Here is a 16,051-nt window from a genome sequence, read left to right on the forward strand (position 1 = left end):
AGACATGCAGTCCGAACCGTACGCCGGGGAGTGTGATTCCCCGGTCCAGCCAAATTCACGGAAGCACGGCGCAAGCCGCTGCCCGGGGGGATCGAGACGAGAATGAAGGCGACGATCGAACGCGCGACCTTGCTGCGCTGCCTGTCCCACGTCCAGTCGGTGGTAGAACGCCGTAACACGATTCCGATCCTGTCGAACGTGCTGATCGAGGCCTCGCCTGATAGCCGGGTCCGGCTGATGGCGACCGACCTTGATCTGCAGGTCGTGGAATCGATGGCAGCCGTCTCGGTTGAGGTCGCGGGCGCTATCACGGTTTCGGCGCATTTGCTGTTCGACATTGCACGTAAGCTTCAGGACGGATCGCAGGTCAGCATCGAAACGGCTGATAACCGCATGATCGTGAAGGCCGGGCGCAGCCGCTTTCAGCTGCCAACCTTGCCGCGCGATGATTTTCCCGTCATTGTCGAAGGCGATCTGCCGACCAGCTTTGAAGTGCCTGCCCGCACGCTGGCGGAACTGATTGATCGCACGCGCTTTGCGATCTCCACCGAAGAGACGCGCTACTACCTCAACGGAATCTTTCTGCACGTATCGGATGAAACCACGCCAGTGCTAAAGGCTGCGGCCACCGATGGCCACCGTCTTGCCCGCTTCACAATTCCCCGTCCCGAAGGGGCCGAGGGCATGCCCGACGTGATCGTCCCCCGCAAATGCGTGGGCGAGCTGCGCAAGCTGCTGGAAGAAGTGCTCGATACCAACGTTCTGGTCGACCTTTCGGCCAGCAAGGTACGCTTCACGCTGGGCGGCGAAAATGGCGTTGTGCTCACCAGCAAGCTGATTGACGGCACGTTTCCCGATTACAGCCGCGTGATCCCCACCGGCAACGACAAGCTGCTGAAGCTCGATCCCCGCTCGTTCTTCGAGGGCGTGGACCGTGTGGCCACCATCGCCACCGAAAAGACCCGCGCGGTGAAGATGGCGCTCGAAAATGATCGCGTCACACTTTCAGTTACCAGCCCGGATAACGGCACGGCCGCCGAAGAACTGCCCGCCAGCTACAGCTCGGCAGAGTTCGAAATCGGCTTCAACGCCACATATCTCAAAGATATCCTGAACCAGATCGATGGTGATACAGTGGAATTGCATCTGGCCGATGCCGGCGCGCCCACATTGATCCGCAAGGACGACAAGAGTGCTGCGCTTTACGTGCTGATGCCAATGCGGGTCTGATGCGCAATAACTGGGGTGCGGGGGAAAGCTCTGGTTCCGCCCCCGGACCTATATGGTTAATCGTGGGATACCGATCAGGGGCGTAACTTTACGCCTGATCCAAATACCGTATTTGAAAGTTTGCATTGGTAAATCTCCTCCACACAGGAGTGTGGAAGTCGATGAACAGCGCCTATGATCCGCAAGCAGTTTCCAAGAAGCTGACGTTCTTCAACATCGCCGAAAAGGACCTCGCGCGGTTTCCCCAGATCGCTGCTGCTCTGCGCCAACATGCTCCCCCCGCGCTGGATCGGCTCTATGATCAGATAGCGCAAACGCCAGAAATGGCCCGCTTTTTCGGATCGCGTAGCATGATGACCCATGCGCGGGACAAGCAGATCGAACATTGGGCCGGCATGTTCAGTGGCACGGTGGACCGGGCTTACTTCTATAGTGCCGAACGGATCGGCAATGTTCACTCCCGCATCGGGCTGGAACCGGGTTGGTACATCGGGGCCTATGCCACGGTGCTGGAAAACATCGTCAACAAGATGTTCTCTGGCTTTTTCGCGATGTTTCGCCGCCGCAAGATCGCACGATCGGTTGGTTCGATGATCAAGATGGCACTGCTGGACATGGAGGTTGCGCTTTCAACCTATTTCAAGGCAGAACAGGCTGCGCGCGTAGCGGTGATCGACGAAGTCAGCGCCACCTTGCGCGCAATGGCCGAGGGCGATTTTGCCACGAGAGTGCCCGATCTTCCGGCCGCTTTTGCCGAATTGCAGAGGCATCTTGATGGGATGCGCGTTCAGGTTTCGGGCGTCTTGAGCAACGTTGCCCAGACATCCGGTTCGGTTGATGTGGGCGCCAAGCAGATACAGCAGGCATCAGACGATCTGGCGCGCCGCACCGAACAGCAGGCCGCCAGTCTTGAAGAAGCGTCTGCGGCGATGACCATGCTTTCCACAAATGTTCGCTCCGCCGCCGACGACGCTGCGCACATGCACGATTCGGTCGAGCAGGCCCACGGCGAGGCAATCAAGGGCGGCGAGGTTGTCGGCGAGGCCGTTACGGCCATGAACGACATCCATCATTCGGCGCAGGAAATCGGCAAGATCATTTCGGTGATCGACGGAATTGCCTTTCAGACCAATCTGCTTGCCCTGAATGCGGGCGTCGAGGCTGCAAGGGCAGGGGACGATGGTCGTGGCTTTGCGGTCGTCGCCAACGAAGTCAGAGCGCTAGCACAGCGCACTGCCGATGCCGCGCGCGACATCAAGACTCTGATCAGCGCCAGTTCAACGCAAGTTGAACGCGGTGTAAGCCTTGTCGGGCAGACCGGTGTCATGTTCGCGGTGATTGTCGACAAGGTCGGCCAAGTCGCGGAGCTTGCCAGCAGCATTGCGCGCATGGCGCAGGAACAGGCCGCAAGCATCGGCCAAGTGCGCGAAACCGTGCGTGAAATGGACACGATGACCCAGCAAAACGCCGCGATGGTCGAACAGGCCACCGCAGCCGCCCGCAGCCTCGCGACTGAAGCGGATTGTCTGGCACGACTGGTGTCGCGGTTTCGGCTGGACAAGGGCACGGGCAAGGCACTCCCCGATCTGCGGCGGGTGGCGTAAGCTTTCGCGCTACTCTGCCGCTTCGAGCAGTTCTGCCCGCTGCGGTCCGCGGATCAGGCCTCCCGGCGTTGCCCCTGTCCATTCGCCTTTGCGGAATGTTACCTGACCACCCTTGATCGTATAGTCATAGCCTTTGGCTTTCTGCAGCAACCGCCTGCCTCCAGCAGGCAGGTCGAAAGCCAGCCATGGCTTTAGCAGCTTGAGATTTTCGAAATCGATCACGTTAATATCGGCCAGATAGCCGGGCGCAATAATGCCCCGGTCATCAAGGCCATATAGCCGCGCCGTATCACGGCATTGGCGCTTTATGGCGTGTTCAAGACTGATCCTGCCGCCTCTTTTCCGATCCCGCACCCAGTGTTCCAGCATGAACGTGGGGCTGGCGGCATCGCAGATCGTGCCGCAATGCGCGCCGCCGTCCGACAGCGAATTGACGGTGTCATCCGAGGCCTGCAACGCCTCAAGGAAATCCAGGTTGCCATCAGCATAATTCAGGATCGGCAGGTAGATGAACCCCGCTCCGTCATTTTCCATCAGCTTGTCATAGGCAAAAGCATCGGGTGAGGTGCCTGCTGCCTTGGCTCGGGCAAGAACGCTGGCATCGCCCTGCGGTTCATAATCAAACCCGTCATCCATCACAAACTGGTTGTGCCAGCCTTGACCGATCATCATCAGCAGTCCGATGATGTCACTTTGCGGATAGGCATTCTCTTCTGACAGGACCTGCGCCCGGAACGCAGGGTCTTTCAGCCGCGCAAGCTGCGCCTCCCATGGCTGATCGGCTATTGCGGCATAGCTCGGGCGGAAGCGGAAGGGGTGGATCGTGCCCTGCCAGGCCATCACTACCCCATTCCCGCGCAGGGCGATTTGCGCCACGATATTGGCCCCTTGCGCGTTTTGTTGGCGCATCTGGGCGATCTGTTCGTCAAGCGGCAATTCCTTGGCGATGGATTGCAGCGCTGCATAAGTCACCGGTAAGCCGGTCTCGCGGCTCAGCGCGCCCATCCAGCCAAATTCATCCCATTCGCGCTTCATGTCAGATGCCATCTCGAACACGCCATGGCCTGCGCGGGCCATAGCGCGGCCGATTTCGATCAGCTCTTCTGCCGTGGCGGTTGTTCCTGGCACGACTTCGCCATCAATCGATTTGTGGATCACGGTGCGGCTGGTAGAAAATCCCAGCGCCCCTGCGCGCACGCCGTCTTCCACGATTTCGGCCATTTTGCGGATATCCTCGGCGGTCGGCACCGCTCCCGGCTTCTCCCGCTCGCCCAGCACATAGGCCCGCACCGCGCCATGCGGCACATGCGTACCCACATCCACGGTGCGCGGCATCTGCTCCAGCGCATCAAGGTATTCGGGGAAAGTCTCCCAGTTCCAGGTTATCCCCTCGGCCAGCGCCGTTCCAGGGATGTCTTCCACGCCTTCCATCAGGCCAATCAGCCATTCGTGCCGGTCCGGCGCAGCAGGTGCAAAGCCCACGCCGCAATTGCCCATGACCACGGTGGTCACCCCGTGCCACGATGAGGGCGCCATTTCGGCATCCCACGTGGCCTGGCCATCATAATGGGTGTGAATATCGACCCAGCCCGGTGCTACGATCCGCCCTGTGGCGTCGATCTCTTGCGCCGCATCGCCTCGCACGGTGCCGACAGCGGCGATCAGCCCGCCTTTTACCGCCACATCGCCGGTAAAGCGGGGTGATCCGGTGCCGTCAACGATGGTTCCGTTCCTGATGATCAGGTCATAGGCTGGCATGGGCAAGCTCCTTCTCCCGCGCAGGCCGACTCGCAAAGGGTCACCTGTCACGTTAATCGTTTGATTAAGTCAGAGCTTAGGCGCCGGGTCAATCTGTTGATACAGTGCCAGACTGGGGCACAGCGGCAACTGCAGATCTGTCAGCCTTCGGTAACTTCTGCATCCAGAAAGTCGCGCATGATTTCAATGAAGCGTGCGCGCTGCGACAGCATGAACAAGTGCCCGCCACCACTGAACATTTCGATCCGGCTGTGCGGGATAGCGTTGTGCAGGAAATGGGCATTGGTGGGCGGAATCAACTGGTCTTCCTCGTCTGCCATGATCATCACGGGCATTCGCAGCAGCGGCAGAAACGGCACGCTCGACCAGCAGGCGAATGAGGCGAGCTGATAGGAAAAGCCAAGCGGAGAGGGGGCCTTGGCCGCATTTAGCGAAACCTGCGCACTGCCGCCGCCATTATAGATCGAGGCGAGGTTGCGCTTCAGGGTCTTTTCGACGGTGTATTCGCGTGGATCGGCCAGATGGGCCATCATTGCGGGGTTGCCCGGCACCATCGTTGCTCCGGCAGCGGTGGCGGCCAGCACCATGCTTCCTGTGCGTGCCCGGTGCTGGAATGCGAACTGCTGCGCCAGCGCACCGCCCCAGCTTATGCCTAGCAAATCGACTTCGGCAATGCCAAGTTGGTCCAGCAGCGCAGCCGTCGTCAGGGCCATCTGGGCCATCGTATAAGGAATGAACGGATCGGGCGAACTGCCGATGCCGGGCAAATCGAAGCAAAGCACTTCACGTTCGGGCAGGGCGCGCGCAATGGGCTCCAGCAGTTCGAGGTTCATGCCGATGCCATTAAGCATCAATAAGGGCCGATGCGCATCGCCTCCTTCATTCCACCGCGCAACGTGCAGTCTGCGTCCTGCTACGCCGATCAGAGATTTCACTGCTTTGTCTGCCATTTTGCCCCGCATTCCGGTGGGCGAACTAGCAGCTTCGCAGTCGCAGCAAAAGCATTTGAATGGTTCAGCCGTTTACTGTTTCTAAAATGAACATGGGGCATTTGCAGGGTATGCCCGCTAACCCTCCCGAAACTGCACCCCTGATGCCAGACGCGCCGCGCGATTTTGCGCGGACCCGCCGTCGCGAACGGGTGCCGCCAGCGGTCATGACCGAGGCCGGGGCCAGCTTCCTGTTTGGCAGCGATCCGACCAACCGCCTCGTCGCCCCGGAATGGCCGCGCCTTGCGGTGCCGATGCTGCTGCTGATGGTCGGTATCGCCGCATTTAATCTTGAACTCCCTCCGGCGCTCACTGCTCTGCTTGTCGGGCTGGCAGCAGGCATCACGGCGCTGTCGAAATGGGCGCTGCGCATAGAAAGCGAACGGAGCCTCGGAACAGGGCAGCGGATGCTGCTGGTCGGTCTCGCCGTGGCGTTGCCAATGTTTCTGTTCGGATCGGCGATGGGTGTCTGGGGAGCGACTGGGCAGATCGATTGGTTCTATTGCCTTGTCGCTGTGGCCATTCTCTCGCTGCTTTCCACTGTTGTGCAATCGGGCAGGCTGGTTGGCGTGCTGGCCGGGCAAGTGGCGATCTGGTCGGGAATCACTTGCGTCGCCTCCACGATCGGCGGCTATTTTTCGCTCGCGGTTGGCATGGGTATCGCTGTTATCGCCTATTCGCGGCAGCGCCGGATCGATCTGCTGCTGCGCGAAAAAGCCGAAAATGACGTCAGAATTCAGACACGTGCGCAGGAAATTCTGGCCGATTATGAGGAGACAGGCCAAGGATGGTTCTGGGAGACTGACCGCCGAGGGCACATCACCTATCTTTCTGTGCCCGTGGCCGAAACGCTTGGTCGCAAGGTTACAGACCTGATCGGCAGGCCGTTTGCCGAACTCTTCAACCTGACAGAGCAATCCGGCGAAGGAGAGCGTACGCTCGCCTTTCACCTCTCGGCGCGTTCCAGTTTCAGCGAACTGGCAGTGCGTGCGGCCACGCCGGATGAAGAGCGCTGGTGGTCGATCACCGGCCGCCCCACGTACGATACGTTCAACAACTTCACTGGCTTTCGCGGATCGGGCACCGATCTTACGGAAAAGCGCCGTTCGCAAGAGCATGCCTCGCGGCTGGCGCATTTCGATTCGCTCACCGGCCTTTCCAATCGCTTCCGCATGTCGCAGACGCTGGAAAAGATCCTGCTTGCGCCGCAAGTCCACCACCGTGCCTGCGCGGTATTCCTGCTCGATCTCGACCGGTTCAAGCAGGTCAACGATACACTCGGGCATCCCGCTGGTGATGCTCTTCTGAAGCAGGTCGCCCAGCGGCTCGAACGCGTGGTCGGCAAGATGGGCCGCGTCGGGCGCCTTGGGGGCGATGAATTCCAGGTGATCCTGCCCGGCAAGATTGAGCGTGAGCAGTTGGGGCACCTCGCTTCGCGCATCATCGAAAGCCTGTCGCAACCTTATTCCATCGATGGCAGCCGGGTAATGATCGGCGTATCGGTGGGTATTGCCCTCGCACCTGATGACTGCGTGACCAGCGAGGCGCTGATCCGCAATGCCGACCTTGCGCTCTATGCTGCCAAAGATGGTGGGCGCGGCCGCTTCCATTTCTACAATGCCGATCTGCACAGTGATGCCGAAGAGCGCCGCAAGATGGAAGAAGACTTGCGCGATGCGGTCACCAACGGCGGGCTCGAACTCTATTACCAGCCCGTCGTACAGACCGCGACCGAGAAGATCACCGGGTTCGAGGCACTGTTGCGCTGGAACCACGCCGAACAAGGCTGGATCAGTCCGTCACGCTTCATCCCCATTGCCGAAGATACCGGCCTTATCGCCCCGATCGGCGAATGGGCGCTGCGCACGGCCTGCCGGGATCTTTCCCGCTGGCCCGAAAACGTGCGCGTCGCGGTCAATGTTTCACCGCTGCAGTTCGCCAATCCGGCGCTTCCGGCCATCGTCACCAATGCCCTTGCGAATGCGCAAGTGGCGCCTGAACGGCTGGAACTGGAAATCACCGAAAGCGTGTTTCTCAACGATGACGAGGGCACCGAACACATGTTCAAGGCGCTCAAGGCCATCGGCGTGCGTCTGGCGCTCGACGATTTCGGCACTGGCTATTCCTCGCTCGGATATTTGAAGACAGCTCCGTTTGACAAGATCAAGATCGACCAGTCGTTTGTGCGCGGGGCAACCCAGCCCGGCAGCCGCAACGGGGCGATCATCGCCTCGATCGTCAGCCTGGCCGAAGCTCTGGGCATGGAAACCACAGCCGAAGGCGTGGAAACGCTCGACGAACTGGATCTCGTGCGCATGCTCGGGTGCAGCCATGTGCAGGGCTATATTTATGAGCGGCCACTCAGTTCCATGAATGCTGCCGCGCGGCTATCAACCGGGCTTATGGCGATTGCGCAAGGCCCGCGTTCGGCACGCGCATCGCGCCAATCAATGCTGCGCAAGGTCGTGCTGGATCACGGCGGCCACCGCTATAACGCCATGGTGCGCAATATCAGCCAGACCGGTGCCCTGATCGAAGGGCTGTGGAACGTGCCGCCGGGCACCATCTTCCGCGTGGTGCTGGCCGATAACCATGTGGTGACAGCCACATGCCGCTGGTCCAGTGAAGACCGGTTGGGCGTTGAGTTTTCCCTGCCGCTGCGGCTAGATGACAACGGTCGGATTGCCGCAGTGGCTGGCCGGCCCCCGTCAAGCGTCGAAACCGATACGAACCATCAGCGCAAAGTCGGCTGATCAGTCGAGGGCGGCCATCTTTTCCTCGGCCAGCCGGTCCAGTTCCGCCCGGCTTTTCTTTTCAGCCGATGTCTTCAACTGGCCGCAAGCCGCATCAATATCCCGCCCGCGCGGAGTGCGGACCGGCGCGCTGATGCCTGCTTCGAAAACGATGCTGGAAAACCGCCTGATCCGCTCGGGCGTGGAGCATTCATAAGCCGCGCCCTCCCATGGGTTGAACGGGATCAGATTGACCTTGGCGGGCAACTTGTACTGCTTGATCAGCCGCACAAGTTCGCGCGCATCGGCATCACTGTCGTTCTTGTCCTTCAGCATTACATATTCAAACGTGATGCGCCGCGCGTTGGATGATCCGGGATAGTCGGCACAAGCCTGCAACAATTCCTCGATCCCATATTTGCGATTGATCGGCACGATCTCGTCGCGCACGTCTTTGGTCACCGCGTGGAGCGAAACGGCCAGGTTCACCCCGATCTCCTCGCCCGCGCGCGCCATCAACGGCACGATGCCGCTGGTCGAAAGTGTGATCCGCCGCTTCGACAACGCTAGCCCATCGCCATCCATCACCAGCTTCAAAGCATCGCGGACATTGTCGAAGTTATAGAGCGGCTCGCCCATGCCCATCATCACGATATTCGTCAGCAGGCGACCATCGGCGGTGTAAGCGGCTTCATCTTCGTCGTCATCCACCGCGTCGTGCGCCCCCGCGAAGGCGGGGGCCTCAGCCGTTTTACTGAACCGTTGAATATCACCACCAAGGTCCCCGCCTGCCAATGAACTATCGGCGCTGGGACGCTGCATTGAATTCGGCCATTCGCCCAGCGCATCGCGCGCCAGCATCACCTGTCCCACGATTTCGCCCGGCGTCAGGTTGCGCACCAGCCGCATCGTGCCGGTGTGGCAGAACCGGCAGTTGAGCGTGCAGCCCACCTGGCTCGAAACGCACAACGTGCCCCGGTCAGCATCGGGGATGAACACCATTTCGAAGTCATGCCCGTCTGCCGTCCGCAGCAGCCACTTGCGCGTCCCATCGGTCGATACTTGCGCCTCGACAATCTCGGGCCGACCGATAAAGAACCGCTCCGCCAGCCATGGGCGCATCGTCTTGGCGATGTCGGTCATCGCTTCAAAGTCAGTCACACCGCGATGATAGAGCCAGTGGAACACCTGCTTGGCGCGCAGCTTGGCGGCCTTGGCATCCAGCCCTGCCGTTTCGAACACGGTGGCGATCTGCTTCTTGGTCAGGCCGATCAGGTCCACCCGGCCGTCCTCGCGCGGGGTGACGCCATCAACCATGCCGGGGCGTGGCACCGGCACAGGATCGATATGCCCGGCTATGGCCATGTTCGCAGGGATCGAAGGTTCAAAATCAGGGGATTGCTGCATCGCGCGCATATAGTGATTCTCTGCCCTGCTGGCAAACAGCCCCCGCGCGAACGCATTTGCAGCGTGATAGTTCCTGTCGTTCGGCCTGTTAATCACTCCGAGTGTCGCAAAATATGTGGCTGAAATATCACAGTTTATTGTTGTCTCAGGTTCATGAAACCCGATGCAATTGCGCTCATTCTAAACACCACTGCCGGGTCGCAGCCAAAAACGAAAACCGGCACGTGAACGTATCAATGGAGTGAAACATGAAGAATATCATCGCAATCCTCGCCGCTGGAACCGCGCTTGTCGCTGCCCCGGCTTTCGCGCAGGACGCGACTCCCGCCGAGGCCTTTAGCGGCCTGCGTGTGGAAGCACTGGTTGGCTATGACCACCACCGCTCAGGCAGCAGCGAAGACATTGATTCCACCCGTGATCTGAAGCAGTCGATCGACGGCGTCACTTATGGCGGTGCAGTCGGCTATGACATCGCGCTCGGCAACAATCTTGTGGTCGGTGCGGAAGCCGAAATCACCGAAAGCAGCGCCGGTTGGGACAACAACAATGACCAGCCCAACGTGTTCAACCTCGGTCGCGTTGATGCCGGTCGTCAGTACTATCTCGGCGGTCGCGTGGGCTATGCCATGTCGCCTAGCACGATGGTCTATGTGAAGGGTGGCTACAGCAACCAGCGTTATGACCTGCAGGGGACCAATGGCACAGTGAACCTGCGCCAGCGTCTTGATACCGATGGCTATCGTGTCGGTGCGGGCGTTGAGCAGAACCTCGGCACCAACGCTTATGTGAAGCTGGAATACGGCTACAACAACTACAGCGAAGGCGAGTTCGATTTCAACGGTGGCACACCGGATTCGAGCCGTTTCAACATCGACACCGACCGTCACCAAGTGATGGCGGGCGTCGGCCTGCGCTTCTAAGCAAAGCGCAAAGGGCGGGCCACAAGGTCCGCCCTTTTTACATCAATCCCCCTCCCGCGTGCGGGAGGGGCCGGGGGAGGGCATGCTACCGAGCCTTCATCCTACCCCACACACCCCAGCGCCGCCGCATCCATCGCCGAAGCCGCGCCGCTTAGCACATAAGTATCGCGAAACTTGCGGCCATCGGTGCCTTGGCCAATCACCACCACCCGCGGCGCGCTGCGCAATTGCGCCACGATCCCGGCATTCACCCGCTGGTCTGCAGGCCAGGCATCAGCCTGCCCCGTCTGCAGCGTAAAGTTCGCTTCGGGGAAAGAGACGTTGACGCTCGAACCTGCCGCCACGCGCCGCGCCAGCCGCACGTGCACCGCCCCGCGAATCTTGCGCTGCGGCCAGTATCCCACGGTCAGATAAGGCTGAAACGCCTGTTCCCGGCCCTTAACTTTCTCCGCCATCGCAATGGCATAGCAGCGTGGCACCGCCGGATCACGGAACGCACCCCACGTGCCGAACACGCCCAGGCTATCGCGCGCAGTGGCCGTGCCCGCCAGCACCAGCGCTGCCAGAACCAGCAGCTTCCTCACGGCTCATCCCTTTTGGCGCCATCGAGCAACCGCGCCGCCCGCTCAGCTTCCAAAGCATCACGCAACTTATCGCCCTTGGTACGCCCGAATTTCGCCCGATTGGCCTGCGCCTCAACCGCGTGCGCATCGCGCGCCTTGGCCTTGCGTACCGCCCGCAGGTTCACGACCTCACCCATCAGGCGTGCTCGATCCCGCGTTCCGATCCGAACAAAACCGTCTCCGCCCCATCCTCCACCAGCGCGATGGAGCCTTGCACTAGCGATGGCGCAATCGGCGCGCCGTGGATGGGGTGCACCGGATAGCTTGCCATGATACCCCGCAGCACTCGGCTCGAAATGCCGTGCATCACCACGATGTGATCGCCGCCTTCATCGCTGAGCCCATCAAGCCAGCGGTTCAGCCGTTCGGCAATCATCGGATAGTCCTCGCCGTCCGGGGCAGGGCGCAGCAGGTGGTCCTCGATCACGATGGGGCCGACTTCATCCTCCACATCGCCGTAGGAACGCCCACACCACGATCCCATGTCGATCTCTTTCAGATCCATCGTGCGGCGCCCGGCAAACCAGTCCAGCCCCAGTTCCTCGGCAATCAGCGCCGCCGTCTGCAACGCGCGCCCGGTATCAGAAATGTGCAGCGTCACTTCGGGCTTCTCCCCCAGTTCGCCGCGCAGCGCGCAGCCCATCGCCACGGCCTGTTCAAAGCCCTGCCGCGTCAGCGGAGTGTGGATGTGGTTCGCCTGCAGCCGGGCGGTCGCATTATAGACCGTCTCGCCGTGGCGCATGATGAAGAAGCGACCCGTTTTCATGCGCGCTGCTTTAGCCTGCGGCGTCAGGATAGGAAATGCTCATGATCTCCCACTCCTTCTCCCCCGAAGGCAGCCTCACGATCCGCAAATCCCCCACCCGCGCCCCGCGCAAGGCCTTGGCAATCGGCGCGCTCCAGCCGATCAGGTTGTTGCTGGCATCCTGCTCGTCATCCCCCACGATGGTCAGCACGCGCCGCGCGTCATCCTCGTCGGCAATATCCACGGTCGCGCCAAACAGCACGCGGCTGCGATCCTCCATCCGCGCCGGATCGACCACCCGCGTCGCTTTCATCCGCCGTGCAAGGAATGCTAGCTCCCGATCAATCTCCCGCATCCGTTTGCGCCCATAGAGATAATCGCCGTTCTCCGACCGATCGCCATTCCCCGCCGCCCAACTGACAATCTCGACAATCGCCGGGCGTTCATTGCCCAGCAGGTGGTCATATCGCGCGCGCAAGGCGGCAAATCCGGCGGGTGTGATGGGGTGACCGTCAGGCTTCATATTCGAAGCTCTTTTAAACTGGGTTCGAGCTGGCAACAGCACCAAGATCTAGTAGAGTTTGAGACGCAGAGGCCCTTGCTTCTACGTCCAGCCCTGTCAGCCTCGCGTCTAGTCTTTCGCTGAAGGACAGCACGATCAAATACTTCAGCGCTGCAATCTCGTAGGCGCACTGCGAAGCTTCATTGCTCGATATTCTAGACTGCAAAAGGAAAAATGCTTCGCCCATAGCGGTGGACGTCAAGCGAGACCCTCCAATGCCATCATGCTGAAAACGTGGTGGGCGCTCGTCTGTCCAAGATGTTGCGATACGCTTGGCGTCATAGTCGTTCGAGATCGACCTTTCCAAGTTTTGCCTAAGTGCCAATGCAACCAAGGTTGTTACTTCCTTGTGTGCAGCACTCTTACCACTTAACCACGAAAACAACGACATTAGGTTCTCAATCATCAAGTGAGTGTGCGGTCAAAAAGAAGCTCACCCCGGCTCCCGCTTCCCAATAAAATGGCTCATCGGGTTCGCCCCGCGATAGGTCGCAAACTGTGGGTTCATCGCCTCATAGACCACCGCGTTTTCCAGCACGCGCTGCACATAGTTGCGCGTTTCGGACAGCGGGATCTTTTCGATCCACTCCACCCAGTCCACGCCGCCATTGCGCGGATCGCCATTGGCGCGCAGGAACTTGTTCACGTTGCCGGGGCCGGCGTTATAGGCCGCCACGGCCAGCGGCCATGATCCGTTGTAATAGTCCAGCATCCGCCCGAAATAGCCCGCGCCCAGCTGGATGTTGTAGCCCGCATCCTCGGTCAGCGCGCCGGGGCGGTAGGACAGGCCGAGCTTGCCCGCCTGTTCGTTAGCCGTGCCCGGCATCAGTTGCATCAACCCACGCGCGCCCGCGTGGCTCACCGCGTTCTGCGCGAACTGGCTTTCCTGGCGGCTGATCGCGTGAATGCCGGTCCACTTGCTTTCATAGCCAGCAGGCACTGGGATCAGCGGAAAGGCGATATGCTGAAAATCGAGGTATCCGCGCGCCGCTGCGGCCTGTCCCACGATCACACCCAGATCGCGGCGTCCCAAATCGCGCGCCAATTGCGCCACCATCACATGCTGGCCTTCGGTCTGCTGCTGCTCGGCAATTTCCTTGAAAAAGCGGATGGAAGTGCGCCATTCGCCATTGCGCGCCACTTCGCGCACGGCCAGCGTCAGCGGCTGATTGTAGAATCGGCTGCGTTCATCGGGCGTGGCTTGCGCATTGGAATCCTTGGCAAACTGCGGCACCGGACGGCCCAGCCGCTCCAGCGCCAACAGGCCATAGAACTGGTCGGCATATTGCGCCGCCATTTCGAAGTAGCGCCGCGCCTCAGCCTGCTGGCCACCCCGCGCTGCGGCCTTTCCAGCCCAGTAAAACCCCTTTGACCGCGTCCCCGGCGTCCGTGCCGCCGCGCCATAGCGCCAGAACAGCGGGGCCGCGCCCGCATAATCGCCAATGTTCTGATAGGCTTGCGTTCCGCCCAGCCACATCAGCGACGTGTAGTCATCGCGCAGATCGTATTCGAGTTGGCTCACGTCCTCGCCCGGCGCAAAGGCATCGTCGATCCCGGCGGCAATCCGCATGGCAGACCGCGCATCGCCCGCGCTCGCCGCGCCGCGCGCGTTCAGCAGCAGTTCTTCAACCCACTTTGCCCGGTCCAGCGGCTGCCGCACCAGCAAGGGCCGGTTGGCCAGCAACGCCCGCGCCGCCGCACCCTGTCCGCTCTTGCGCAACTGCCGCACGCGCTGGAAAACAAAGCCCGGATCGCTGTTCAACAGTTGCGTGGAAACACCGGAAACCGCTGCATAGGGATCGCCCCCCTGCATCGCCGCCAGCCGCGCGCCATCAATGCTCTTGCGGGAAGGGCTGACCCACAAGATCTGCCGCGCCGCCTGATCGGTCGCGCCAGACCACAGCAGTGCGTCCATCCGCGCATCGTGATCGTCGGCAGTAAAGCTGGTGCCCCAGAAGGCAAGCAGCGCAGATTCGGCAGCATCGGTCATCGCCCCGCCGCGCCATGCGGCCCGCGCTGCTTCGCGCGCTTCGGGGCGGCCCAGTTGCGTCAGCGCCAGCGCATATTGTGCGCGGCCCATGTTGGTCAGCGGCGGCTTCTGGCTGAAGAAATTGACCAGACGCCCTGCGTCAACCGCCTCTCGTTCAAGCGAAAGTTCGGCATAGCGGCGCAGCTTTTCCTCATCGGGAAAGCCTGAATAGGTGACCACGAAGCTGGAATAGTCGGAAAATCCAAAACGGTTCGAACTGGTCAGCAGCTTCCACCGCTCCACCGCCGCCGTCATCGGCCCGCCCTGGCTCAGCGTCAGATTCGCGCGCGCGCGATCCCAATCGGCACCGTCGGCACTTTCCGCGCCACTGGCATGCACAGAACTTGAAGCAACCGCAGTCTGCATCAGCAGACCGGCAACACCCCAGCGCAACATCAAGGCTTTCACGTCCATGCCGGACATACTATGGAGCGGCTCCTTATCAGGCGCTGAACAGATCCCCGAAGGGTTCGACTTGCTGCAAGACGAACGGCTTTATGGGGTAAAAGAAGGGGTATTGTCCATGTTTACCGGCTCCATTCCGGCCCTTGTCACCCCTTTTCGTGATGGCGCGTTCGATGAAAAAGCCTTCCGGCGTCTGGTCGACTGGCAGATCGAAAACGGCTCGTCCGCGCTGGTCCCTTGCGGCACCACCGGTGAGGCATCGACCCTGTCCAACGCCGAACATCACCGCGTGATAGAGGTCTGCGTCGAACAGGCTGCGGGCCGCGTGCCGGTGATCGCAGGCTGCGGCAGCAACGATACGATGAACGCGCTGTTGCATATGAACTTTTCCAAGAAGTGCGGCGCACAAGCCGCGCTGTGCGTTGCGCCTTATTATAATCGCCCAAGTCAGGCGGGCATCATCGCCCACTTCAGCTATCTGGCTGAGCATAACGACCTGCCAATTGTGCTCTATAACGTGCCCGGCCGCACGGTGACAGATATCCTGCCCGAAACTGTCTGCGAACTGGCCAAGCGTTACCCGGAAAAGATCGTGGCCATCAAGGATGCCAGTGGCGACCTTTCGCGCGTGACCGACCACCGTATGGGCATCGGCAAGCACTTCTGCCAGCTTTCGGGCGATGATGAACTGGCGCTGCCTGCCAACGCAGCAGGGGCCGTCGGCTGCATCTCGGTGACGGCCAATGTCGCGCCGCGCCTCTGCGCCGATTTTCAGGCAGCTTGCGCGGCCAACGATCTGGAAAAAGCGCGCGAACTGAACGACAAGCTCTATCCGCTGCACTACGCGATGTTTTCTGATGCCTCGCCCGCGCCGCTCAAGTATGCGCTGTCCCGCGTGTTCGAAGGCATCAACGACGAACTGCGCCTGCCGCTCGTCCCCGCCAGCGCCGAAGCGCGCGCCAAGGTTGATGCCGCGCTGGTCCACGCCGGTCTGCTTTGATCTGAAAACTCGCCCCGACAAAGTGTGAAGTGCCACTTTCGCTTTGC

The 16,051-nt window shown here is 60.8% G+C and carries 13 protein-coding genes; 5 read left to right on the top strand and 8 right to left on the bottom strand.

Going from position 1 to position 16,051, the window contains the following annotated elements:
• The first annotated feature begins 102 nt into the window (after nucleotides 1-102).
• A complete protein-coding gene (gene dnaN / locus AC2A1F_RS03270) occupies nucleotides 103-1,230 on the top strand; it encodes a DNA polymerase III subunit beta (RefSeq protein ID WP_484207325.1) in 1,128 nt (375 codons plus the stop codon).
• Between the two features lie 161 nt (nucleotides 1,231-1,391).
• Complete coding sequence (locus AC2A1F_RS03275; protein WP_484207326.1) at nucleotides 1,392-2,834, top strand: methyl-accepting chemotaxis protein; 1,443 nt, start codon at nucleotides 1,392-1,394, stop codon at nucleotides 2,832-2,834.
• A gap of 9 nt (nucleotides 2,835-2,843) precedes the next feature.
• On the opposite strand, the gene AC2A1F_RS03280 is transcribed toward AC2A1F_RS03275, so the two are convergent.
• Nucleotides 2,844-4,592: an N-acyl-D-amino-acid deacylase family protein gene (locus AC2A1F_RS03280; protein ID WP_484207327.1), complete on the bottom strand. Its 1,749-nt coding sequence runs from the start codon at nucleotides 4,590-4,592 to the stop codon at nucleotides 2,844-2,846.
• Nucleotides 4,593-4,732: 140 nt separating this feature from the next.
• On the bottom strand, nucleotides 4,733-5,542 hold the full coding sequence (locus tag AC2A1F_RS03285; protein WP_484207328.1) for an alpha/beta fold hydrolase: 810 nt from the start codon (nucleotides 5,540-5,542) through the stop codon (nucleotides 4,733-4,735).
• 143 nt (nucleotides 5,543-5,685) lie between these two features.
• Between AC2A1F_RS03285 and AC2A1F_RS03290 the strand changes: the two genes are divergently transcribed.
• On the top strand, nucleotides 5,686-8,334 hold the full coding sequence (locus AC2A1F_RS03290; RefSeq protein ID WP_484207329.1) for an EAL domain-containing protein: 2,649 nt from the start codon (nucleotides 5,686-5,688) through the stop codon (nucleotides 8,332-8,334).
• Here the strand turns inward: AC2A1F_RS03290 and rlmN are convergent, their stop codons facing one another.
• On the bottom strand, nucleotides 8,335-9,720 hold the full coding sequence (gene rlmN / locus AC2A1F_RS03295) for a 23S rRNA (adenine(2503)-C(2))-methyltransferase RlmN (RefSeq protein WP_484207330.1): 1,386 nt from the start codon (nucleotides 9,718-9,720) through the stop codon (nucleotides 8,335-8,337).
• 248 nt (nucleotides 9,721-9,968) lie between these two features.
• On the opposite strand from rlmN, the gene AC2A1F_RS03300 reads away from it, so the two are divergent.
• Nucleotides 9,969-10,640 carry an outer membrane protein gene (locus tag AC2A1F_RS03300; protein WP_484207331.1) on the top strand — a complete coding sequence of 224 codons (672 nt, stop codon included), beginning with the start codon at nucleotides 9,969-9,971 and terminating at the stop codon, nucleotides 10,638-10,640.
• Nucleotides 10,641-10,741: 101 nt separating this feature from the next.
• Here AC2A1F_RS03300 and AC2A1F_RS03305 read toward each other — a convergent pair whose 3' ends face one another.
• From AC2A1F_RS03305 to AC2A1F_RS03325, 5 genes are all read right to left on the bottom strand, one after another.
• On the bottom strand, nucleotides 10,742-11,224 hold the full coding sequence (locus tag AC2A1F_RS03305; protein WP_484207332.1) for a hypothetical protein: 483 nt from the start codon (nucleotides 11,222-11,224) through the stop codon (nucleotides 10,742-10,744).
• Nucleotides 11,221-11,400 carry a DUF4169 family protein gene (locus AC2A1F_RS03310; protein WP_484207333.1) on the bottom strand — a complete coding sequence of 60 codons (180 nt, stop codon included), beginning with the start codon at nucleotides 11,398-11,400 and terminating at the stop codon, nucleotides 11,221-11,223. The genes AC2A1F_RS03305 and AC2A1F_RS03310 overlap by 4 nt, the downstream gene beginning before the upstream one ends.
• Nucleotides 11,400-12,029: a phosphoglycerate mutase family protein gene (locus tag AC2A1F_RS03315; protein WP_484207334.1), complete on the bottom strand. Its 630-nt coding sequence runs from the start codon at nucleotides 12,027-12,029 to the stop codon at nucleotides 11,400-11,402. Before AC2A1F_RS03315 ends, AC2A1F_RS03310 begins: the two co-directional genes overlap by 1 nt.
• A gap of 10 nt (nucleotides 12,030-12,039) precedes the next feature.
• On the bottom strand, nucleotides 12,040-12,531 hold the full coding sequence (gene greB / locus AC2A1F_RS03320) for a transcription elongation factor GreB (RefSeq protein WP_484207335.1): 492 nt from the start codon (nucleotides 12,529-12,531) through the stop codon (nucleotides 12,040-12,042).
• A 472-nt stretch (nucleotides 12,532-13,003) separates the two neighbouring features.
• Nucleotides 13,004-15,022: a lytic transglycosylase domain-containing protein gene (locus tag AC2A1F_RS03325; RefSeq protein WP_484207336.1), complete on the bottom strand. Its 2,019-nt coding sequence runs from the start codon at nucleotides 15,020-15,022 to the stop codon at nucleotides 13,004-13,006.
• 100 nt (nucleotides 15,023-15,122) lie between these two features.
• On the opposite strand from AC2A1F_RS03325, the gene dapA reads away from it, so the two are divergent.
• On the top strand, nucleotides 15,123-16,004 hold the full coding sequence (gene dapA, locus AC2A1F_RS03330) for a 4-hydroxy-tetrahydrodipicolinate synthase (protein WP_484208158.1): 882 nt from the start codon (nucleotides 15,123-15,125) through the stop codon (nucleotides 16,002-16,004).
• The last annotated feature ends 47 nt before the right edge of the window (nucleotides 16,005-16,051 follow it).

The sequence above is a fragment of the Novosphingobium sp. HNCC26BN242 genome, assembly GCF_057180525.1.